Origin of the sequence: Paraburkholderia sp. HD33-4 (genome assembly GCF_021390635.1) — a bacterium.
Classification (GTDB): Bacteria; Pseudomonadota; Gammaproteobacteria; order Burkholderiales; family Burkholderiaceae; genus Paraburkholderia.
This window is the reverse complement of the sequence record NZ_JAJEJS010000002.1, coordinates 3,219,253-3,241,819: the sequence shown is the minus strand read 5'-3', so window position 1 is coordinate 3,241,819 and position 22,567 is coordinate 3,219,253. Positions and strand designations below refer to the sequence as shown.

Here is a 22,567-nt window from a genome sequence, read left to right as displayed (position 1 = left end):
CGCTCAGGCTCCGGCAGCGCTTGCGTGGTCGCTCCGGACACGGCTCCCGTAAAGCCTCACCATTGCCCGGACCTCCTGGAACTCCTCACCATTCGCACTACTTCAGTAGCGCCATCTGCACGACCTTGACGATCACGAGGGCGATCGCGAGCAGCAGATAGCCACGCAGCACGCCCATCCATACGCGTTTGGCGAGGGTCAGACGGGGCGGAGGCAGTTCGTCGAGCGGCGGCATGCGCCAATTGTTGCGCGCATCTTTCGGATAGACCGGAGCCGGCTCCGCGGACTCGCCCCGCAGCTTGCGAATCCCGATACTCGCCGTATACCCGACGACGGCGAGCAACGTGCCGCCCGCAAGGACTTCAATGATCGTTTCCGCCGCGATGTCCGGATAGATCACCGACGCGGTCAGGATGATCGACAGCATCACGAGCACCCAGATCACCGCGCCGGTAAACAGATTGAGCTTCTTCGAATTGGCCCATGGACCGAGCACCGCGCGGTCATTGCACAGCAGCAGCAGGAACACGGTCGCGCTCGGCAGCAATACGCCGGCAAGCGTCTGCACCGCTTCGGTCAACAGGCCGAGCGGGCTGCCCGGAATCAGCACCAATGCCGCGGCGGCTGCGACGATCGCGAAGTACACGACGTAGAAGCCCTTCGCATCCGACACGCTACGGTGCAGCGAGTGGCGGATCTTGAAGACGTCGCCGATCGCATAGGCGGTCGATAGCGACACGGCCGCCGCGCCGATCACACAAGCATCGAAGAGCGCGATTGCGAACAGCACCGCGGGAGTACGTCCCGCGTATTTCTCGAGACCCGCGATCACACCGCCTGCGTCCGTGAAGTTGCCGAACTCGGGCCGGCCGTCGAACAGCGCCGCGCTGAACGAGATCATCGCGACCGCGCCGATCAGCACGAACACGATGCCGATCCACAGGTCGGCCTTTTCGTAGTTCATGAAGCGCGGCGTGATGCGCTTGTCGACCACATAGCTTTGCTGGAAGAACAACTGCCACGGCGCCACCGTCGTGCCGACGATGCCGATCACGAGCAGCATCACGTCGGACAGCTTCGAATGCGCGGGCCAGTTCGGAATGAAGAAGTCGCGGGCGATCTGGCCGACCGGCGGATGAATCGACACGAGCACCGGCACGAGCAGCAGGCTCAACACGCACAACACGACCGCGAAGCGTTCGAAGCGGCGGAAGTCGCCGGTGCTGACGGCGGCCATCGTCAGCGCCGCAGCGATACACACGCCCGCGATCTTCGAGACGCCGAAGAAGTCGAGCACGAACGTGATGCCGATGAATTCGGTCACGATGGTCAGCGCGTTCAGCAGGAACAGATCGACGACGCTGAACGCGCCCCAGAACTTGCCGAAGCGCTCGAAAATGAGCCGAGCGTGGCCGACGCCCGTCACCGCGCCGAGCCGTAACACCATCTCCTGATTGACGAACAGCACAGGTACCAGCAACAGCATGGTCCACAGCAGCGTGGTGCCGTAGTTCTGGCCGGCCTGGGTGTAGGTGCCGAACGCACCCGCGTCGTTGTCGCCGACCATCACGATCAGCCCGGGGCCGAGGATCGCGAGCAGCGTGCGCAGGCGCGCCCACCAGCTGGTGCGCGGCGCGATGTCATGGTGAGCGATCGTGCCGAGCGCGCCCTTGATATCGCCAACGTGTGCCGAATCGAGCACGGCGGTGCGCGCGGAGGAAATGTTCGTCGGAGTGGACATGTCGTTCTCTCCTGGTTGTATTTGTCGAAGGTCGGATCGCGAAACGCTATGCCACGCGCGACATCACGCGACGCCAGAAGGCGACGAGCAGACGCGATTGGCGGGGGTGCAGCACGAGCAGGGCGTCGTAAAAGGCGCGCGATTCCTGCACGCGCGGGAACTTCGAAAGAAGGAGGCCGAATTGCATGAGGGATCTCCGTGCGCCGGTTTCGACGCGCTGGTGGAAAGCCAGCAGACACGGAGGCCGCGTATGTCCAGGCGCGGCGGTGGAGGTCTACTCGCTTTCCTCAGTTAATAGAACGGGGAAGCGGCATAAGGGATAACTGTCACTGTCAGGCATGGCGGCTCCTTCTCGGTATGTAGCAGGCGCTGCGTACGCTCGCTACACACGTGTTTATCCACGCGTTCGCGCGCATTGCGTTGAACTGAATGCGTTGACTGACAACGCGCGCGCAAACGCGACCGCGGGCGCGAGGCTCGCGATGCGACGCCGTATCAGCGTAGGGACGCGTTTGAACGCGGCGTTCCTGTCATGCGGATACGACGTTACGTAAGGTGCACGGGAAAAGACTGCGGCGCGCACCGTCTGCCTGCTGGCAAGACGGCGGCTGATGAAGAGAGCGCGGACGTCCTGCCGGTCAGGCAGCGAATCTGTTCGGAAGTCGGCTACTGCAGGTGTCCAAGGCGTGAGCCCCATTGATGATGATTTTTTAATTCTAGGGGTCGCCTTCCGCCGAGGTCAACCTGTTTCTTAAGCAGAGCAGAAATTATGTGCGGCGCGCAACGCTGCGCACTCTGAATGACCTGCGGGGCAAGACCAATATAGGGGGAAGGTCGAACAGGCGGCATCGAACCATCTGACCGATGCCGCCGCGCGCGCTCACTGATTGGCGCGCCGTCGCACGGTCAGCCGGTTATGCACGCTTCTGACGCCGCGAACCGATCGCGCGGCGTTGCCGGCTCGCGCGATTTGCGATTGCTGGGGTACCGTGCCGCTCAGCGTAACGACGCCGTGGCGCGCGTCGACGCGGATGTTCGCCGAATTGAGGTTCGTCGTGCGCGTGAAAGCACGGCGGACGTCGCTGACGATCGCGCTGTCGGACCGGTTGTTGTTCCGGTTCGAAGCCGCTGGGGCCGACTGGCTTTGCATCGACGCGTCGGTCGGCATCTCGCGCGTCTGTGCGTTCGCATAGGTCGCGCAAGTCGCGATGGCCACCGCGAACACTGCGCCGAAGATTCTGCTCGCGCCGTTTGTCTTCATTCTTCCTCCTTTGCCGGATTGTCAGGAACTGCCGTTCGAGCTGCGTGATGCCAGCGGGGAAGAGGCGGCGCAACGCACTGCCGCCTCGCGACGAGTAATCGACCGTCGGCTCCGATTATATTCTGCGGCGCACGCGTCGATACCGATAGGTGAGAAGATTCGGGAGCCGCCGAGGTGAGAATATGCGCACCTGTACGCGCACTGCAAAACTGAAGGTGAGGGAATTCGGGAGTCGCCTGGACGGTGCGATAAGTTGCTAATGGTTTCCTAGGAAACTAATATCGCAATCTCACCGTTGCTTCCTTTTCTGAAGGTCCGCTCACGTCGATGCAAGGTTCCCGTCAGAAGCGCAATGCGCTCAGGCCGTCTCGCAGGAAGCCGGCGCGGGCTGCGCGCACAAGCCCCGTCAGCGATGTCGAAGCGCACGTCGGTTACTGGTTGCGCCTCGTGTCGAATCACGTGTCGCATGGGTTCCAGACGAAGATGGAAGCGCACGGCGTGACGGTCTCCGAGTGGGTGCTATTGCGCGAGATCTACGCGTCGGGGCCCACGTCGGCAACCGCGCTCGCCGCGCGCACTGGCATCAGCAAGGGCGCGGTTTCTAAGCTGCTGGCCCGGATCGAGGCCAAGGGGCTGCTCGAACGCGAGACGGTCGACGAAGACCGTCGCAATCATCTGATCGCGTTAAGCGATGCCGCACAGGCGCTCGTCCCCGAACTCGCGCAACTGGGCGATCAGAACGACGACGAGTTTTTCGGCCATCTGCCTGCGCAGGTTAGAACGGCGATCGTCGACGTGATGAAAAACCTCGTCGCGGTGCATGAGCTGAAGAACGCATCGATTGAATGAGCGTGGCGCTTGCGACGCGCGAAAGGTGAGGACTTTCGGGAGTCGCGCGCGAGCGATCCTTTTGCAACTAACCGGCCGCGCCAGCAACGCAACAAACGGCGCGGCAACAGGCATGCGGCAGGGCGCGCATCTTTGCCTGTCAGCCATAGGTGAGAATTTTCGGGAGCCGTCGATGCTCTATCGGCCGGCTGCATGCTCTGTCGATGTGCTAAACGCGCTTCATACAGTCGCCAAACATTGCATCCGTTGCATCGACTGCTCGCCGGCTGCGTAACGTAAGTCGTTGAATGTCCAGGCGATCTGCCGCATGCGCGGCCGGCATCGGCGAAGCGAACCGGCCGCATTGAGTCAAAGGTGAGCCTTTTCGGGGGCGGTGCGTGAGAGCAGTAACGCGCCCTCTGAAATGCACCCGCGAGGCCGCTTTTCAACGTAAAGGTGAGGCTTTTCGGGAGCAATGAGGACGATACCTGACGCCGATCCGCCACTGCTCCATGCCTGAGGTGAGAATTTTCGGGAGCGCAAAAACCGCCCGCAACTGCCCGTCAAGCCGATTTCGCGAACTCGCGAATATCCGCGACCGGCGTCTGCCCGAACGCATCGCTGAGCGCGTAGTCGATCAGCTGCGCCGCGCATTGCTCGGGCGTCGTCAGTTGGCCGTTGCGCTTCAGGTCTTCGAAGCGTGCGCGCATCGGAAATTGCTCTTCGCCGCTTCCGCGAATTTGCGCCTGCATGTCCGTATCGATCACGCCCGGTGCAAGGCTGCAGATGCGCAGCGCGCGATTCGCGTCGAGCGCGACGGCGCGCGCGTGATGATCGAGCGCGGCCTTGGTCGCGCAGTAGATGCTCCAGCCCGGATACGCGTTGCGTGCCGCGCCGCTCGAAATGTGCACGATGCGCCGGTCCGTAGCGTCGACGGCCGCGGCGGCGAGTGCGCTCGCGAGCATCAGCGGCGTCGCGACGTTCAGGCTCACGGCGTCGCCGACATCAGCCGCGTTTTGTCCCTCGATGGGCCCGATCGGCTGCACCATGCCCGCGTTGTTGATCAGCAGCACCGTCTGAGCGCCGCGCACGAAGTTGCTCAGTGCGTCGGTGGCGATCCATTGCGCGACGCGCGCGGGCTCGGCCAGCGGCAACTCGACCTCTTCGAGCTGCGCGGCAAAGCGCGCCTTCAGCGCGGCATGCCGCGAGCGCGACAGACCCAGAACCGTGACGTTGCGCGCGAGCAGTTGTTCGGCGAGCGCCGCGCCCAGGCCGCGCGTATGGCCGGTGACGATCGCGCGAATCGGAGAAGAGGAGGTCATGTCGTTCCTTGTGATCGTTGACGTGCAGAGGCGCCGATTTTCTCACGCCGCATTCACGCCTGGCGAAAGCGCTCGCGATACTGCATCGGCGTCACGCCAAGCCGCTTCGCAAACACGATGCGCATGCGGTCGGCGGTGCCGAAGCCGCAATCGTAGGCGATCGTCTTCAGCGCCGCGGCGCTGCTTTCGAGCAGCTTGCGCGCCGCATCCACGCGAGCGCGTTCGACGAACTCATGCGGCGTCACGCCGGTTTCCTGCACGAACACGCGCGCGAAGTTACGCGCGCTCATGCCCGCGACGTCGGCGAGCTGCTTGACGGTGAAGCTGTCGTGGATGCGCGCCATCACGTGCGCCTGCACTTTCGCGGCGGCCGAGGTGTCGTCCGCGGGCGCGGTCAGATACGGGCTGAATTGCGACTGGCCGCCTTGCCGCTGCGCGAACACGACGAGCCGCTTGGCGACCGCGAGCGCGGTATGCGGACCGTGATCCTCGGCCACCAGCGCGAGCGACAGATCGATGCCGGCCGTCACGCCCGCCGACGTGACGAGCGGCCCGTCGCGCAGATAGATGCGATCGAAGTCGACCCGCGCGCGCGGAAACTGCGCGGCGAGCTGCGCCGCGTGCTGCCAGTGCGTCGTCACGTGGCGCTCATCGAGCAGGCCGGCGTAACCGAGCGCGAATGCGCCGGTGCAGATCGAACCGTAGCGGGCGCAACGTGTCGCGAGGTTAGCGAGCCATTCGAGCAGGCGAGCGTCGGGCACTTCGTCGTGCGGCAGCGCGGGGCCGCCGGCGACCAGCGCGAGATCGAACGGGTCGCGCGCCTGCTCGAAGGTGGCGTCCGCCACCAGCGTCATGCCGTTCGACGCGCGCAGCGGCGCCGGGTCCGCTGCCAGCAGCTTGACCTCGTAGTGCTGCGCGGGCGCGACGAAGCGGTTCGCTTCGGAGAACACGTCGACGGGGCCGGCGACGTCGAGTGCCTGCACACCAGGGAAGATCGCGATCGCGACGGTGGGCATCGAATGAGTTCCTTTGACGGGAAACGTGAAGGGCACGCCGCGGCAGTCATTGCCGTGCGGTTGGCAGTGTTCGACGGCTCGCGGCGATTGTTTGAGGCGCCGCGCTGGCCAATACTCGATTCATCGGACGCGCGGTCTCACAGGCAGGCGGCAGGCATCGACATCACGGCGCGGACCAGCATACCAAAACGCGCGTTGAAGCCGCGGCGCGCGTCCCGTTGATCACATTTACGTTCGCATACGAAGGAGTACGTCGCATGACTACGACGATCGCAGGTATCCAGATTCCCGACAGCATGATGGCGCGCGAAGCCACCGAACTCGTGCGCGACACCGAAACGGAGCTTCTGTATCACCATTCGCGGCGCGTGTTTCTGTTCGGCGCGCTGGCCGGTCAGCGCAAGCAGCTGAAGTTCGACCCCGAACTGCTGTACATCGGCGCGATGTTTCACGACATGGGGCTCGTCGCGCCGTACAGCAGCGAGCAGGAACGTTTCGAAGTGGACGGCGCGAACGCCGCGCGCGAATTTTTGCGGCGGCATCGGATCGGCGAGGACGAAATCGAGCAGGTGTGGACCGCGATCGCGCTGCACACGACACCAGGCATTCCGCAGCATATGAAGCCAGTGATCGCGCTCGTCACCGCGGGCGTCGAAATGGACGTGCTCGGCCTCGCCTACGACGAATTCAGCGAGCAGCAACGCGAGGAAGTCACGCATGCGCATCCGCGCGGCGCGCACTTCAAGGAGGGCATCATCGATGCGTTCGCGCACGGCACGATCCACAAGCCGCACACGACGTTCGGCAACGTGAAGGCCGACGTGCTCGCGTTGAAAGATCCGCATTATCACCGTGAGAATTTCTGCACGATGATTCTGGGTTCGGCGTGGAAGTCGTGAATGCCTGCTTGCAGCAGGAATGAGGTAACGCGATAGTGCATCGCAGATGCGATGCATGGAGCCGAACGATGAAAAGCGCTACTTTCCCGTCGGTTCGGGTCGAGCCTGAACTGCGGGCTGCGGCCGAAGAGGTGCTGCAGGACGGCGAAAGCCTGTCCAGTTTCGTCGAGCAGGCGATCCGGGACAACATCGCGCGGCGCCTGAATTTGCGTGAATTCGTCGCGCGAGGGCTCGAGTCGCGTGCCGAAGCGAAGCAAGGCGGCGACTACGTATCGGCCGACGACGTGCTCTCTGGTCTCGAATCGCGGCTCGGCGAAGCAAGGGCGAAGGCCCACGCAAAGAAGAACCGATGACCTATCAGGGTCGTTTGACACGCGCCGCGGCGGCGGACCTGCAGAGACTGTACGATTTCATCCTCGAGCGGGACGGCATGGATTTCTCGCTCGTCGAGAGCGCCTTGCAAGCCATCCGCGCGGGTATCGCCACGCTGCGTACTTCGCCGTTCACTTGCCGAAAGGTTCAGCGCGATACGCCGTTTTTGCGCGAGCTGCTGATCCCATTTGGTCGCGTGGGCTACGTCGCGCTGTTCGAGATCGACAACAGCCAAACCGTGACCGTACTGGCGGTGCGCGATCAGCTAGAGGATGATTGTCACTGACCGAACTTCCGTCGCCGCGCCATGGTCATCAAAAACCTTCTCCGCAAGCTCGACCTCACCACGCTGCAACTCTTTCTCGCCGTCTTCGAGGAGGGCACGCTCACGCGTGCCGCCGAGCGCGAGGCGATCGCCGTGTCCGCCGCCAGCAAGCGGCTGGTCGAACTCGAACAGGCGGTCGGCGCGTCGCTATTTCAGCGTAACGCGCGCGGCATGACGCTGACGCCGGCCGGCGAAACGCTGCTGCATCATGCGCGCCGGGTGCTGCGCGACATCGAGAGCATCGGCATCGAACTGGCCGGCCATGCCAGCGGCGTGCTCGGCTATGTGCGGATGATGGCGAACCTGTCGGCGATCGTCGAATTCCTGCCTGAAGATCTGCGCGCGTTCCAGTCGTTGCACGAGCGCGTGAAGGTCGATCTCGAGGAGCGACCGAGCGGCGGCGTCGTCAAAGCCATCGACGAAAGCCTCGCCGATCTCGGCATCTGCTCCGGCGACGCCGATACGCGCGAGCTGCACGCCGAGCACTACCGGCGCGATTCGCTCGTGATCGTGATGCGCGACGATCATCCGCTCGCGGTACGCACGAGCATCGCGTTCGCCGAAACGCTCGATGGCGATCACGTCGGCCTGCATTCGGCGAGCTCGATCAACGCGCGCACCCACCTCGCCGCGCGCCAGGCCGGCAAGCCGCTACGGCTGCGCATCCACGTGCCGGGCTTCGATGCGGTCTGCCGGATGGTGCAGGCGGGCATGGGCGTCGGCGTGCTGCCGCAAAAGGTGTATCAGCTGATGGGCCGCCCGCTCGGTCTCGTCGGCATGCCGCTCGACGACGATTGGGCCGAGCGCAGCCTCGTGCTCGTCGTGCGCGACGTCGATGCGCTGTCGCCGGTGAGCCGGCTGCTGTTCGATCATCTGCGCACGGTCGAGGCGCGCGAAACAGCAGACGCGCAAAGCGAACCCAGTCCCTCCACCACCTCCCAGCCTTCGCGCCGAGCCCGTGGCCGCCGCTGAGCGTTCGCCGTTGGCGAACGGTCGTTGGCGAATTGCGGTTGGACGCCGCCGCCACGCCGCTCCTAAGCTGTCTACCAACACGAAACGAGTTCGGAGACAGCAACATGGGTGGACCACTGCAAGGTATTCGCGTCGTCGAGATCGGCACGCTCATCGCCGCGCCGTTCGCTGCGCGCCTGATGGCGGAGTTCGGCGCCGACGTGATCAAGATCGAGGCGCCCGAAACCGGCGACCCCCTTCGCAAATGGCGCAAGCTGCATGAAGGCACCTCGCTGTGGTGGTATCTGCAGTCGCGCAACAAGAAGTCCGTCTGCGTGAATCTGAAATCGGCCGATGGCGTCGAGGTCGTCAAGCGCCTTGCAGCCGACGCCGACGTCGTCATCGAGAATCTGCGTCCCGGTGCGCTCGAAAAACTCGGCCTCGGCTGGGACGTGCTGCATGCGCTCAATCCGAAACTGACGATGGTGCGCATTTCCGGCTACGGTCAGTCCGGTCCGTATCGCGACCGGCCCGGCTTCGGCGCGATCGGTGAGGCGATGGGCGGCATTCGCTACACGACCGGCGAGGTGGACGGCGCACCGGCTCGCGTCGGCGTGAGTCTCGGCGATTCGCTCGCGTCGCTGCACGGCGTGATCGGCGCGCTGATGTCGCTGCTGCGCGTGAAGACAGGGCAGGGCGAAGGCCAGGTGGTCGACGTGTCGCTCGTCGAGAGCGTATTCAATCTGATGGAAAGCCTCGTGCCCGAGTATGACCTGCTCGGCCATGTGCGCGAGCGCAGTGGCGGCGCGTTGCCTGGCATCGCGCCGTCGAACACGTATCGCACCGAGGACGACAGCTTTGTCGTGATCGCCGGCAACAGCGATCCGATCTTCAAGCGGCTGATGCAGCTGATCGGCCGCCCCGATCTCGCCGACGATCCCGCGCTCGCGCACAACGACGGCCGCGTCAAGCAGGTTGCGATGCTCGACCAGGCGATCACCGAGTGGACTTCGCGTCACGCGATCGAAGACGTGCTGGCCGCGCTCGAACGCGCCGAAGTGCCGGCGGGGCGCATTTATTCGGTGGCCGACATCGTCGCCGATCCGCATTACCAGGCGCGCGACATGTTGCTGCAGGCGCAATTGCCGGGCGGCGCGTCGGTGAAGATGCCGGGCATCGTGCCGAAGCTGTCGGACACACCGGGCGAAGTGCGCTGGCAAGGACCGACGCTCGGCGAGCACACCGGCAGCGTGCTCAGCGAGCTTGGATTTGCGAACGAAGACATCGAGCGGCTGCGCCGCGAGGGAGCCGTGCAATGAATTCCACGATCTTTTCCACGCGCGATGGCGCGTCCTTCGACCGCCTGATCGTGCAGGAAGTCGCTCCGCGCGATGGCCTGCAGATCGAGCCAACCTGGGTCGAAACCGCCGACAAGATCGCGCTGATCAACGCGCTGTCCACCTGCGGATTCACGCGCATCGAAGCGGGTTCGTTCGTGTCGCCGAAAGCGATTCCCGCGTTGCGCGACGGCGAGGCCGTGTTCGAGCGGATCGAGCGGCAACCCGGCGTGATCTACGTCGCGCTGGTGCCGAACCTGAAGGGCGCCGAGCGCGCATTGTCCGCGCGCGCCGACGAACTGAACCTGGTGATGTCCGCGAGCCAGACGCACAACCGCGCGAACATGCGCATGAGCTGCGAGTCGTCGCTCGCGGCGTTCGACGACATCGTGCGTCGCGCGTTGGCCGCGGGCGTGCGGCTCAACGCGACGGTGGCAACCGCGTTCGGCTGTCCGTTCGAAGGCCGCATCGACGAAGACCGCGTGATCGGCATCGTCGACGCGTATCGCGAGATGGGCATCGAGGGCATCACGCTCGCCGATACGACCGGCATGGCGAGTCCGCGCCAGGTCGCGCGGCTCGTCGCACGCGTGCTCGAACAACTGCCGGCCGCGGCGCTCACTCTGCACTTTCACAACACGCGCGGCCTCGGTCTCGCCAACGTGCTCGTCGCGTATGAAACCGGCGCGCGCCGCTTCGACGCGGCGCTCGGCGGCCTCGGCGGCTGCCCGTTCGCGCCGGGCGCCTCGGGCAACATCTGCACCGAAGACCTCGTGAACCTGTGCGATGAAATGGGCATCCCGACCGGGATCGATCTGCCGAAGCTGCTCACGCTGTCACGCGGTTTGCCCGCGTTGCTCGGCCACGACGTGCCGGGGCAACTTGCCAAAGCGGGCCGCAATTGCGACCTGCATCCGGCGCCCGACTACGTTCGGCAGATCTGAACCGCACCCCGACGAACAACCCCTCAACCGATCAAACGACCGGACGGCACCGCCGAATCCGGCATTGGAGACAAGCATGAGTGACCTGGGCGTAGTGGCGGGCAGTACCCGCGAACATGGCGCTGACGATCTCGCGGCCATCGTCCGCAAAGTCGCGTGGCGGCTGATGCCGCTCATCATGATCTGCTATCTGTTCGCGTTCTTCGACCGCATCAACATCAGCTTCGCGAAGTTCCAGCTGCAAAGCGATCTGGGCTTGTCCGATACCGCGTACGGTCTCGGCGCGAGTCTGTTCGTGATCGGCTACGTGCTGTTCGAGGTGCCGAGCAATCTGTTCCTGTACAAGGTTGGCGCGCGACGCTGGATCGCGCGGATCATGATTTCCTGGGGTCTTGCGACCGCGGCGATGGTGTTCGTGAACAACGAATGGCAGTTCTACGGGCTGCGCTTCGTGATCGGCGCGATGGAAGCGGGCTTCGCCCCCGGCGTGCTGTACTACCTGACGCTGTGGTTTCCGACCGAGTATCGCGGCCGCATCACGTCGATGCTGTTTCTCGCGTCGGCGTTTTCGGGGCTGGTCGGCGCGCCGCTCGCGGGGCTCGTGATCGGCCATATGGACGGCGTGCTAGGCATGCCGGGCTGGCACTGGCTGTTCCTGCTCGGCGGCTTGCCGTGCGTCGTGCTCGGTCTGCTGGTGCTGAAGCTGCTGAAGGATCGTATCGACGATGCGGGCTGGCTGTCGTCGTCAGAAAAGAGCCTGCTCGCTGGGGAGATCGCGCAGCAAAGCCGCCCGGCCGCGACCGGCCATTCGTTGCTGGGCGCGCTGAAGACGCCGGGCTTCCTGACGCTCGGGCTCGTGTACTTCCTGATTCAGATCGCGTCGTACGGTTTGAACTTCTGGGCACCCCATCTGATTCACGTGGCGGGTACGAAGAATCCGACCGTGGTCGGCCTGCTGACGGCGGTGCCTTATGTGTGCGGCGCAATCTGCATGGTGGTGGTCGGCCGTCTGTCGGACGCGAGCGGCGAGCGTCGCAAGTTCGTGTTCGGGCTGCTGTTGATGTCGGCAGTCGGCTTCTTCGCCGCGGGCTACTTCGACAAGCAGACCGCGTTGCTGGTGGTCGCGCTTGCGGTGATGGGCGCGGGCGTGGTCGCCTCGATTCCGGCGTTCTGGGCGCTGCCGCCGAAGCTTCTCACCGGCGCGGGCGCCGCGGGCGGTATCGCGTTGATCAACACGCTCGGGCAACTTGGCGGGATCGTGAGCCCGGTGATGGTGGGGCGAGTGAAGGATCTGACCGGCAGCACGACGCCGGCACTGTATGTGATCGGCGCGTTGAGTGTGGTGTGCGCGCTGATCGTGCTGTATGGGTTGCCGGAGTCGTTGCGCAGTCGTGAAACGGCGCAGTGAAATCGAGGCGGTGTGCGCGGTCGTGGGCTCGCATCGCGCGACGTGCCGCGCCGCTGCCCGCTACCGCATCCGCGAACGATAGGCCTGCCGCATCAATTACTTGGCAGGCCTGTGCGCAGGTTGTCCACAAGCTTGTTCCCAAATTATGTGGACAACTGGTCTTCGAGGTCGGCGCGAGTGCTACGGCGTCCTTGCAATGCTGGCTCGCCAGTATCACGGACTCCGTAGCGACACTCGCTGCCTACGCGTGCACCGCGCGCGGATAGTTCTCTCGCTTCAAACACTTAAGCCCGCTGTGCGAAGGTTGTCCACAGGCTTGCCAACAATTTAGGTGGACAACTTTTGTTGGCCGGCACGGGAAGCGATGCGAGGTGCGGCACCGATCGTGCGCGTCACGCTTTCAACCCCGACGCCGAAGCCACCACCTCCTCCTGCACCTGCACCTGCAAAACCGCATCCCGCTTATCCAGCAGATGCTGCCGCAGAATCGCGCTGAGCTTCTTCCCGTCGCGAGCCTCGAGCGCCTTCAGCATCTCATCGTGATCGTGAATCGCGCGGTCCCACTTCGGCGTCTGATAGTTCGAGCGAAAGCGCAGCGCCTGCAGCCGCCGGTTGACCGACACATACGTTTGCCGCAGCGCCGAATTTCTCGCCGCTTCGTTGATCTTGTCGTGGATCGCCTGGTTGCGGCTGTAGTAGCCCGCCAGATCGTTCTGCGCGCGGCACGCGAGCATCGTGTAATGCAGTGCCTTGATCTCGGCGAGTTCCGTCGCGGTAATGCGTTCCGCCGCGAGTTCGCCCGAAAACGCTTCGAGGCCGCTCATGAGTTCGAAGGTCTCGCGCACCTCGGCTTCCGACATCTTCGACACCGACGCGCCCCGATTCGGCGAAATCTCGATCAGACCTTCGGCAGCCAGCACCTTCAGCGCCTCGCGCAGCGGCGTGCGCGAAATGCCGAGCGTTTCGCACAACTCGCGCTCGTTCAGTTTTTTGCCGGGCTCCAGCACCCCCTCGACGATAAAGCGGCGAATGTGCTCCACCACCGTGTCGTGCAGGCGCTGACGCTCGACCTTCGGCATTGCCGGGGCAGCGGCCATACCCGCGTCGAAATCCGAATTTTGCATACAAAAACCCTCAGCTTCACATGACGTGGGATTTTATCGGAACCCTATCGATTAGTTAATCATCGCGCAAATGCGGGTAAACACGGGCCTCGACGGCCAATTTTCGTCTTGGGAGCGTCGCGCTTCGTCTGATATAGTTTTTTGCATGCAAAATTCAATTGGAGGAACCCGATGCTGAAGCTAGATTTTCATCCCGCTGGCCGTCACTTCCTGCAGATTCCCGGGCCGAGCCCGGTGCCCGATCGCATCCTCCGCGCGATGAGCTATCCGACCATCGATCATCGCGGACCCGAATTCGGCGAACTGGGTCTCAAGGTGCTCGACGGCATCAAGAAGATCTTCAAGACGCAGCAGCCGGTCGTCATCTATCCGGCGTCCGGCACGGGCGCGTGGGAAGCCGCGTTGTCGAACACGCTGAGTGCCGGCGATCACGTGCTGATGTTCGAGACCGGCCACTTCGCGACGCTGTGGAAAAAAATGGCCGAGAAGCTCGGCCTGAAGCCCGAATTCCTGGGTCTGCCTGGCATTGAAGGCTGGCGGCGCGGTGTGCAGCCGCAGATGATCGAAGAGCGTTTGCGCGCCGACACGCAGCATGCGATCAAGGCGGTCTGCGTCGTGCACAACGAAACCTCGACCGGCGTCACGTCCGACATCGCCGCCGTGCGCCGCGCGATCGACGCCGCGGGCCATCCGGCGCTGCTGCTCGTCGATACGATCTCCGGTCTCGCCTGCGCTGACTATCGTCACGACGAATGGGGTGTCGACGTGACCGTCTCGGGTTCGCAAAAGGGCTTGATGCTGCCGCCGGGCATCAGCTTCAACGCGATCTCGCCCAAGGCGATGGCCGCGAACCAGCACGCGAACCTGCCGCGCAGCTTCTGGGACTGGTCGGAAATCGTCGAAATGAACAAGACGGGCTACTGGCCGTACACGCCGAACACGAACCTGCTGTACGGCCTGCACGAAGCGATCGAGATGATCCTCGGCGAAGGGCTCGACAACGTGTTCGCGCGTCACGAGCGGCTCGCCGAAGCGACGCGCCGCGCGGTGCGAGCGTGGGGGCTCGACATTCAGTGTGCCGACCCCGCCGTCTATAGCCCGGTGCTCACGGGCGTGATGATGCCCGACGGCGTCGACGCCGACGCGGTGCGCAAGCTGATCTACGAACGCTTCGACATGTCGCTCGGCACGGGCCTCGGCAAGATGAAAGGCCGCATGTTCCGCATCGGCCATCTCGGCGATTGCAACGATCTGATGCTGCTCGCGACATTGGCCGGCTGCGAAATGGGTCTGCGGCTTGCTGGCGTGCCGCTCAAGGAAAGCGGCATGCCGGCCGCGATGGAGTGGCTGAGCCAGGCACCGAAGACGCCGGGGTTGAAGGCCGCGGCGTGAGTGTCGGGCGGTGTTCGTAGCGGCGTCGCGCCGCGAACCATAGCGAACCCGTCAAGCCTCGGTCACGCAAACAATCGGCAACAAGGAACAACCCGCAACACCAGGGAGCGCTTCCCTCATCGAGCCGCGCGCAGAACGCGGCCAGAACAACATGCAATGCGTCCACAGCGGCTCTCGCGGCCGACGGGCGACGACGCAGCGCGCCACTTCAGGCGCGCCGTCGACACATGCCATGGAGAGAGACGATGAAGCGGTTTCGTTTGACCAGTGCGACCAGTATCGTTCTAGTGATGCTCTGCATCATGTACTTCATCACGTACCTCGATCGCGTGAACGTCAGCACAGCGGCCGCGGGTTTCGGCAAGGAATTCAATCTCACGCATACGCAGGTCGGCCTCGTGTTCTCGGCCTTCGCGTATCCGTATCTGCTGTTTCAGGTGATCGGCGGTTGGGTCAGCGATCGCTTCGGCGCGCGACGCACGCTGCTGTTCTGCGGCGCGATCTGGGGTCTCGCGACGGTGTTCACGGGCCTCGCGGGCGGACTCGCTTCGTTGCTCGCCGCGCGGCTCGTGCTCGGCTTCGGTGAAGGCGCGACGTTCCCGGCTGCAACGTCGGCGATGTCGCGCTGGGTCGCGAAAGAAAAGCGCGGCTTCGCGCAGGGCATCACGCACGCGGCGTCGCGAGTCGGCAATGCGGTCGCGCCGGCGCTCATCGTGCTCGTGATGACCAACTGGGGCTGGCGCGAGTCGTTTTATATCTGCGGCGCGCTGAGCCTGGTGTGGGTCGTGATGTGGGCGCTCACCTTCACCGAGCATCCGAAGGATCATCCGCGCATCACGCCCGAGGAACTCGCCGTGCTGCCCGCGTCGAAGCCGAAAGTCACCGGGCTGCCGTGGGGCAAGCTGTTTCGCCGCATGACGCCGGTCACGATCGTCTACTTCTGCTACGGCTGGACGCTGTGGCTGTTCCTGAGCTGGATTCCGCTGTACTTCCTGCATAACCATCATCTGCAATTGCAGAAGTCGGCGATCTTCGCGTCGGTCGTGTTCTTCGCCGGCGTGATCGGCGACACGCTCGGCGGTATCGTCACCGATGCGATCTTCAAGCGCACCGGCAGCCTCAAACGCGCGCGCAGCTGGATGGTGTCGGTGTGCATGCTGTTCTGCCTGCTGTCGCTGATTCCGCTGATGTTCACGCATGACCTGACGCTGTCGATCGCCTGTCTCGCGTCGGGCTTCTTCTTCGCCGAGATGACGATCGGCCCGATGTGGGCGATCCCGATGGATATCGCGCCGGAATTCTCCGGCACCGCGAGTGGCATGATGAACACGGGCTCGGCACTCGCCGCGATCATCTCGCCGGTGATGGGCGGCTTTCTGATCGACCACTTCGGCAACTGGGATCTGCCGTTCGTCGGCAGCATGTTGCTGATGGGCGTCGGCGTCGTGCTGGCGTTCCGCATGCAGCCGGAGAGCCGCTTCGAAGCGGGCGCATCGGAGAAGGCGCGTGTTTCCACCCGGATGGGGGTGTAAACATGACTTCGTCACTGAGCCAGCTTCTTGCCGATGCGCGCCGCAATCGTGCGGTGCTCGATACGTTGCCGCCGGAGCCGCTTCCTGCCGATGCCGAAGCGGCCTACTCGATCCAGCACGAGATTCTGGGCGCGGGCGGCGCGCGAATCGGCGGCTGGAAGATCGGCGCGAAATCGGCCAGCGGACCGATTCAAGGCGCGCCGTTGCCCGACACCGATCTGCATGCGGACGGCGCGCGCGTGTCGCGCGAAGGCTTCGCGCCGCTCGGGCTCGAACTCGAAGTCGCGTTCCGTTTCGGCCGGCGTTTCGAGCCGTCCGCGACGCCGTACCGCGAAGACGAAGTGCTCGCGGGCATCGGCTCGATCGGCGGGACCATCGAGATCGTCGCGAGCCGCTATGCCGCGTGGCCCGCCATCGACAAACTCGCGCAGCTCGCGGACTTGCAGAATCACGGCGCGCTGATCGTCGGCGAATTCACGCGGTATCGCGAGGACTTTCCGTACCTCTCGCCGTCGCTGCGTTTCGAGTTCAACGGACGCGATGTCGTTCAGGCGCCGCCCGCGAATCCGGCCGGCGATCCACGGCGGCTGTTGACGTGGCTCGTCAATCACGCAAGTGCGCGCGGCATCGCGGTGACACCGGAAATGGTGATCACCGCCGGGTCGTACACCGGCATGTTTTTTCCGCGCGAGGCGGGCACCGCGAGCGGGCATATCGAAGGACTCGCGCCGGTTCATCTGACGCTCTACTAGGCAATTCGAGCCGCGCGGTTCAGGCGCACTCCTCTCAAGGCCGACGAAATGACGAATCCCACCGCGGGCTTGCTCGTCAAGCCGATCCATCTGGTTCCTTCCGCCGCGCGCGCGACGAGCCCGCTCGCGCAGCATCTGCGCAAAGCGCTGCGCGGCGACGTGCTGTTCGATCTCGCCAGCCGTGGCCGCTACGCGACCGATGCGTCGATTTATCAGATCACGCCGGTCGGCGTGGTGGTGCCGCGCGATCAGGACGATCTGCGCATCGCGCTCGAGATCGCGCGCAGCGAGAGAGTGCCGCTGCTCGCGCGCGGCGCGGGCACGAGCCAGTGCGGGCAGACGGTCGGCGAAGCGCTGGTGGTCGATACCAGCAAGTGGCTGAACAACATCGTCGCGTTCGATGCCGACGCGCGCACGGTGACGGTCGAGCCCGGCGTCGTGCTCGATCATCTGAACGCGTGGCTGAAGCCGCACGGACTGTGGTTCCCGGTCGATGTATCGACGGCCGCGCAGTGCACGATCGGCGGCATGGCCGGCAACAACTCGTGCGGCTCGCGCTCGATCGAATACGGCAACATGGTGCACAACGTCGAGGCGATCGACGCGATTCTCGCCGACGGCAGCGAAGCGCGCTTCGCGTCGCTGCGCGAGCCGCCGCAAGGCGAGCGCTTGCAGCAGATCGTCGCGGGCGTCACGCGGATCGCGCAGCGCGAGCGTGACGAAATCGTCGCGCGCGTGCCGAAGGTGCTGCGCCGCGTGGCGGGCTACAACATCGATCTGTTCGACTGCCAGAATCCGCGCGCCTATACCGACGATGGCAGCGCGAACCTCGCGCATCTGCTGGTCGGCTCGGAAGGCACGCTCGCATTCAGCCGGCAGATCACGCTGAAGCTCGCACCGCTGCCTGCGCACAAGGCGCTGGGCGTGGTCAACTTTCCGACCTTCCGGCAGTCGATGGCGCTCACGCAGCACATCGTCAAGCTGAAACCGGTCGCGGTCGAACTGGTCGATCGCACGATGATCGACCTCGCGTTGAGCAATCCCGCCTTTCGTCCGGTGATCGAGAAGGCGCTGGTCGGCGAGCCGCAGGCGATTCTGCTCGTCGAGTTCGCGGGCGAGGATCGCGACGCGCAGCTCGCGTCGCTGAAGCAACTCAGCGAGTTGATGGGCGAGCTGGGCTTGCCCGATGCGGTCGTCGAGATGGCGGACGCGAATGCGCAAAAAGCGCTGTGGGAAGTGCGCAAGGCCGGGCTCAACATCATGATGAGCATGAAGGGCGACGGCAAGCCGGTGTCCTTCATCGAAGATTGCGCGGTGCCGCTCGAACATCTGGCCGACTACACGAGCCGCCTGACCGATGTGTTTCATCGCCACGGCACCGAAGGCACGTGGTACGCGCATGCGAGCGTCGGCACGCTGCACGTGCGGCCGATTCTCGACATGCGCCGCGACGGCGCGACGAAGATGCGCGCGATCGCCGAGGAAGCGGCCGCGCTCGTGCGCGAGTACAAGGGCGCGTATTCCGGCGAGCATGGCGACGGGCTATGCCGCGGCGAATGGGTCGCGTGGCAATATGGGCCGCGCCTGAATGAGGCGTTCAGCGAGATCAAGACGCTGTTCGATCCGGACAACCGCTTCAATCCCGACAAGATCGTGCGTCCGCCGAAGATGGACGACGCGCGCAATTTCCGCTTCGCGCCGGGCTATCGCGAACAGCGCATCGACACGGCGCTCGACTGGTCGGCGTGGAACGTCGGGCGTAATCCGCTGACGGGAGAAGAAAGCGCGGCGGGCAGCGGCGACGATCTGAGCGGCGGCCTCGCGAAAGCGGTCGAGATGTGCAACAACAACGGCCACTGTCGCAAGTTCGACGCAGGCACGATGTGCCCGAGTTATCGCGTGACGAAGGACGAGCAGCATCTGACGCGCGGGCGGGCGAACACGTTGCGGCTCGCGATTTCAGGGCAGCTCGGCGAAAGCGGGCTCGCGAGCGACGACGTGAAGGAAACGCTCGACCTGTGCGTGTCGTGCAAGGGCTGCAAGCGCGATTGTCCGACCGGCGTCGATATGGCGAAGTTCAAGATCGAGGCGCGGGCGGCGCGTGCAAAAACTCATGGCGTGCGCTTGCGCGACAGGCTCGTCGCGTTCATGCCGCGCTATGCGGGCGCGGCGAGCCGCATGCCGGGGCTGCTGGCGCTCGCGGACAACGTGCCGGTGCTGTCGACATGGTTCAAGCGCTCGGTCGGGTTCGCCACTGAGCGGAGCTTGCCGCGGTTCAAAAGGGCCTTTCTGGCCGATGCGGTGTCCACGCAGTCCGCACGCAACGCGACACAAGTCTCCACCCTGAAAGAAGTCGTGCTGTTCGTCGACACCTTCAACAATCATCTCGAGCCCGACAACGCGCGTGCCGCGCAACAGGTGCTCGAAGCGGCAGGCTACACGGTCCACTTCAACGCACGCCCAGGCGAGCGTCCCGTGTGTTGCGGCCGCACGTTTCTCGCCGCGGGTCTCGTCGATCAAGCGAAGCAGGAAGCACGGCGCATGCTCGATCTGTTCAGGCCGTTCGTCGAACGCGGCGTGCCGGTGGTGGGTTTGGAGCCATCGTGCCTGCTGTCTTTGCGCGATGAATTCCTGCAATACGGTTTCGGCGACGAAGCGCGGCGCCTGTCGCAGCACGCGTTTCTATTCGAGGAATTTCTCGTGCGCGAAGAAAAGGCCGGACGTTTGCAGCTCAAACTGAAACCGCTGCCGATGCAGCAGGCGCTCGTGCACGGCCACTGCCATCAGAAGGCGTTCGACGCATTCACGCCGGTGCAGACCGTGCTGAAGTGGATTCCCGAATTGAAGGTATCGACGGTCGAATCGTCGTGCTGCGGCATGGCCGGCAGCTTCGGCTATGAAGCGGAGCACTATGCGACGTCGCAGGCGATGGCCGAGTTGTCGCTGCTACCCGCGGTGCGCAAGCTCGACGCCGCCACGGTGATGGTCGCCGACGGCACCAGCTGCCGGCATCAGATTCACGATGGAGCCGGTGTCGACGCGATCCACGTCGCGCGCGTGCTGGCGATGGCGCTCCAATGACGCGAAGCTAACTGGAAAGCGAGATTCAAACGCCGATAGCTTGCCGAAACCCACCTGGCGTCACTCCAACCGCCTCGCGAAACCGGTGACTAAAGTGACTCGCGTTCGCAAAGCCACACTGCTCGGCGATCTGCACGAGCGGCAACGTCGTCGTGCGCAGCAGCGTGCGTGCGCGATCGAGCCGTTGCCGCGCGATCCACGCGGCGGGCGGCAACCCGAACGACTCGCGAAACATCCGCGCCAGATGAAACTCCGACAGCGCCGCGACACCCGACAACTCACCGAGCGTCAACGGCTGCGCGAGGTGACTGTCGATATAGTCGCGCAGGCGGCGCCGCGTCGCGGCCGACAGCCCGCCCTTCAGCGCCACGTTCGCGCGCCGTACGCCTTGCCCGCGCAATAGCAGGCTCAGCACTTCGTGCGCGGTCTCGTTGGTGCGCAGCTGACCGTCGGGACTTTCCCACTCCTCGTTGACGAGCGACTGACACAGACTCGCGATGCGCGGGTCTTCGAAATAGGTGCGATCGGCGAGCGTCAGTTCGCGCGGTTCGCGGTCGAGCTCCTGCACCGCGCGTCGCGTGAAGTGCTCGGGCAGGAAGTACAGGTGCATGAAGTGCATGTGACCGCGCACCCACCAGCGCGATTCGTGATCGCCGGGCAGCGCGCACAGTCGCGACGGTGCGCCGTAGTGGCCCGGCATTTTCTGGCGCTCGGTGCGATAGCCGCCGTCCAGATAGCACGACAGCGTGTGATGGCCGGGCCGCTCGTAGACGGTCTCGGCTTCCTCCGTGTCGCGGGTCCATAGCGCGATCGCGAGTCCGTCGCCGAGCCACGCGAAGCGGTCCAGATTCGCGTTCGCACTGGCGAGCGTGTGACAGACCGACTGCAGACCAAAGGGTGTGCCGGCGGCGGGTGTCACGGGGGCGGACGGGCTGGCGTTCACGGCGGCGAGCGGAGGTGTTCCGGTGAGAGGCAACGGTTGAGCGGCCAGTATACGGCGAGCCCTGCATGGCCGCGCAGCGGCGCGAAAAAGTGCGCAATTTTGGACAATTGCGAGCGGCGGCGCGGTTGCATAGTCGGGCTTTCGTCACTGCTGCGCGTTATTGCAGCCCGTCATCGCAGCCCGTCATCGCAGCCCGTCATCGCAGCCCGAGGCCCGACCATGAATCTCCTTCTTTATGCCGCCACCGTGCTGATCTGGGGCACTACGTGGATCGCGATCAAATGGCAACTCGGCGCGGTACCGCCGCCGGTATCGATTGCGTGGCGGTTCTGGATCGCCGCGCTGCTGCTGTTCGCGCTGCTGCGCATCATGCGCCGGCCGATCTGGCCGCCGCGCGACGCCTGGCGCTACCTCGCCGCGCAGGGTCTCGCGCTGTTCTGCCTGAATTTCCTGTGCTTCTACTACGCCGAGCAGATCGTGCCGAGCGGACTGGTCGCGGTGGTGTTCTCTACTGCGCCACTGCTGAACTCGATCAACGGGCGGCTGTTCATGGGCCGGCCGCTGCAGCCTGGCGCGATAGCAGGCGCATTGCTCGGGCTCGTCGGAATCGTCTGTCTGTTCGTGCAGCAGATGGCCGGGCATCTCGGCGATCACACCGCATGGCTCGGACTCGGCGTCGCGTTTCTCGGCACGCTGTGCTTTTCGGCCGGCAACCTGCTGTCGAGCCGCATGCAGTCGATGGGCCTGCATCCGTTCGCGACCAACAGCTGGGCGATGCTGATCGGCGCGGCCGTCCTGACGCTCGGCAGCCTGTTCGCCGGCTATTCGTTCGCGGTGGAACCGTCTGCTCGCTATCTCGGCGCGCTCGCGTATCTCGCGGTGTTCGGCTCGGTAATCGGCTTTACGGCGTACCTGATGCTGGTCGGCCGGATGGGCCCGGAGCGGGCGGCCTATTGCACGGTACTGTTTCCGATCGTCGCGCTCGCGGCATCGACGCTGTTCGAGGGCTACCGCTGGTCCGCGCTCGCGGTGGTCGGTCTGCTGCTGGTCGTGGCCGGCAATCTGGTCGCGTTCGATCTCACGCGACGGATTTTCGTGCGTCATCGGGCGGCGTGAACATGATGTGCGGATTGCTCGAGGTGAGGATTTACAGGAGCGGAAAGAGCGACTGAAGCTCCGACCGGTGAGTCTTTACGGGAGCCGGTTTTTACCGGATTCGTGAAGGAAAGATTGGGTTGGAAACGCAATTCGATGCAAATGGAATGAATTGGATGAATCCCCATTCAATTATCATTTTTTCATCAATAAATTTACTATTTTTATATGAGAGGATAAAGCG

The 22,567-nt window shown here is 64.4% G+C and carries 20 protein-coding genes; 13 read left to right on the top strand and 7 right to left on the bottom strand.

The features are described 5' to 3' along the window. Positions 1-97 precede the first annotated feature (97 nt). The 3 genes from L0U84_RS34500 to L0U84_RS34490 form a co-directional block, all read right to left on the bottom strand. Positions 98-1,741, bottom strand: a complete 1,644-nt coding sequence (locus L0U84_RS34500) for an NRAMP family divalent metal transporter (protein WP_233856582.1) — start codon at positions 1,739-1,741, stop codon at positions 98-100. A gap of 46 nt (positions 1,742-1,787) precedes the next feature. Then, entirely contained in the window at positions 1,788-1,928 is a 141-nt protein-coding gene (locus L0U84_RS34495) for a hypothetical protein (RefSeq protein WP_233856580.1), read from the bottom strand. Positions 1,929-2,621: 693 nt separating this feature from the next. Beyond that, a complete protein-coding gene (locus L0U84_RS34490) occupies positions 2,622-3,002 on the bottom strand; it encodes a BON domain-containing protein (RefSeq protein WP_233856578.1) in 381 nt (126 codons plus the stop codon). 327 nt (positions 3,003-3,329) lie between these two features. Between L0U84_RS34490 and L0U84_RS34485 the strand changes: the two genes are divergently transcribed. Continuing rightward, entirely contained in the window at positions 3,330-3,851 is a 522-nt protein-coding gene (locus tag L0U84_RS34485; protein WP_233856576.1) for a MarR family winged helix-turn-helix transcriptional regulator, read from the top strand. A gap of 542 nt (positions 3,852-4,393) precedes the next feature. Here the strand turns inward: L0U84_RS34485 and L0U84_RS34480 are convergent. Both L0U84_RS34480 and L0U84_RS34475 read right to left on the bottom strand, forming a co-directional pair. After that, positions 4,394-5,152 (bottom strand): SDR family oxidoreductase, encoded by a 759-nt coding sequence (locus L0U84_RS34480; protein WP_233856574.1) that lies wholly within the window; start codon positions 5,150-5,152, stop codon positions 4,394-4,396. Between the two features lie 53 nt (positions 5,153-5,205). After that, entirely contained in the window at positions 5,206-6,168 is a 963-nt protein-coding gene (locus L0U84_RS34475; protein WP_233856572.1) for a GlxA family transcriptional regulator, read from the bottom strand. A gap of 257 nt (positions 6,169-6,425) precedes the next feature. On the opposite strand from L0U84_RS34475, the gene L0U84_RS34470 reads away from it, so the two are divergent. The 7 genes from L0U84_RS34470 (at position 6,426) to L0U84_RS34440 (ending at position 12,404) form a co-directional block, all read left to right on the top strand. Continuing rightward, entirely contained in the window at positions 6,426-7,067 is a 642-nt protein-coding gene (locus tag L0U84_RS34470) for an HD domain-containing protein (RefSeq protein ID WP_233856570.1), read from the top strand. A gap of 68 nt (positions 7,068-7,135) precedes the next feature. Further along, on the top strand, positions 7,136-7,420 hold the full coding sequence (locus tag L0U84_RS34465; RefSeq protein ID WP_233856568.1) for a YlcI/YnfO family protein: 285 nt from the start codon (positions 7,136-7,138) through the stop codon (positions 7,418-7,420). Next, positions 7,417-7,725: a type II toxin-antitoxin system RelE/ParE family toxin gene (locus L0U84_RS34460; RefSeq protein WP_233856566.1), complete on the top strand. Its 309-nt coding sequence runs from the start codon at positions 7,417-7,419 to the stop codon at positions 7,723-7,725. The genes L0U84_RS34465 and L0U84_RS34460 overlap by 4 nt, the downstream gene beginning before the upstream one ends. 21 nt (positions 7,726-7,746) lie before the next feature. Continuing rightward, entirely contained in the window at positions 7,747-8,736 is a 990-nt protein-coding gene (locus tag L0U84_RS34455; RefSeq protein WP_233856565.1) for a LysR family transcriptional regulator, read from the top strand. 104 nt (positions 8,737-8,840) lie between these two features. Then, positions 8,841-10,034, top strand: coding sequence for a CaiB/BaiF CoA transferase family protein (locus L0U84_RS34450; protein WP_233856563.1), 1,194 nt, complete (start codon positions 8,841-8,843; stop codon positions 10,032-10,034). Beyond that, a complete protein-coding gene (locus L0U84_RS34445; protein WP_233856561.1) occupies positions 10,031-10,996 on the top strand; it encodes a hydroxymethylglutaryl-CoA lyase in 966 nt (321 codons plus the stop codon). Before L0U84_RS34450 ends, L0U84_RS34445 begins: the two co-directional genes overlap by 4 nt. Positions 10,997-11,072: 76 nt before the next feature. Beyond that, positions 11,073-12,404 (top strand): MFS transporter, encoded by a 1,332-nt coding sequence (locus L0U84_RS34440; RefSeq protein ID WP_233856559.1) that lies wholly within the window; start codon positions 11,073-11,075, stop codon positions 12,402-12,404. Positions 12,405-12,796: 392 nt separating this feature from the next. On the opposite strand, the gene L0U84_RS34435 is transcribed toward L0U84_RS34440, so the two are convergent. Continuing rightward, positions 12,797-13,528, bottom strand: a complete 732-nt coding sequence (locus tag L0U84_RS34435; protein WP_233856557.1) for a GntR family transcriptional regulator — start codon at positions 13,526-13,528, stop codon at positions 12,797-12,799. A 171-nt stretch (positions 13,529-13,699) separates the two neighbouring features. Between L0U84_RS34435 and L0U84_RS34430 the strand changes: the two genes are divergently transcribed. The 4 genes from L0U84_RS34430 (at position 13,700) to L0U84_RS34415 (ending at position 20,285) form a co-directional block, all read left to right on the top strand. After that, positions 13,700-14,920 carry a pyridoxal-phosphate-dependent aminotransferase family protein gene (locus L0U84_RS34430; protein WP_233856555.1) on the top strand — a complete coding sequence of 407 codons (1,221 nt, stop codon included), beginning with the start codon at positions 13,700-13,702 and terminating at the stop codon, positions 14,918-14,920. A 245-nt stretch (positions 14,921-15,165) separates the two neighbouring features. Then, positions 15,166-16,452, top strand: coding sequence for an MFS transporter (locus L0U84_RS34425; RefSeq protein WP_233856553.1), 1,287 nt, complete (start codon positions 15,166-15,168; stop codon positions 16,450-16,452). 2 nt (positions 16,453-16,454) lie between these two features. Beyond that, positions 16,455-17,204, top strand: a complete 750-nt coding sequence (locus tag L0U84_RS34420) for a 2-keto-4-pentenoate hydratase (protein WP_233856551.1) — start codon at positions 16,455-16,457, stop codon at positions 17,202-17,204. A gap of 48 nt (positions 17,205-17,252) precedes the next feature. Next, positions 17,253-20,285, top strand: a complete 3,033-nt coding sequence (locus tag L0U84_RS34415) for an FAD-binding and (Fe-S)-binding domain-containing protein (RefSeq protein WP_233856549.1) — start codon at positions 17,253-17,255, stop codon at positions 20,283-20,285. 25 nt (positions 20,286-20,310) lie between these two features. On the opposite strand, the gene L0U84_RS34410 is transcribed toward L0U84_RS34415, so the two are convergent. Continuing rightward, positions 20,311-21,228 carry an AraC family transcriptional regulator gene (locus tag L0U84_RS34410; protein ID WP_326491218.1) on the bottom strand — a complete coding sequence of 306 codons (918 nt, stop codon included), beginning with the start codon at positions 21,226-21,228 and terminating at the stop codon, positions 20,311-20,313. Between the two features lie 219 nt (positions 21,229-21,447). Between L0U84_RS34410 and L0U84_RS34405 the strand changes: the two genes are divergently transcribed. Further along, positions 21,448-22,344 carry a DMT family transporter gene (locus tag L0U84_RS34405; RefSeq protein WP_233856547.1) on the top strand — a complete coding sequence of 299 codons (897 nt, stop codon included), beginning with the start codon at positions 21,448-21,450 and terminating at the stop codon, positions 22,342-22,344. Positions 22,345-22,567: the final 223 nt, after the last annotated feature.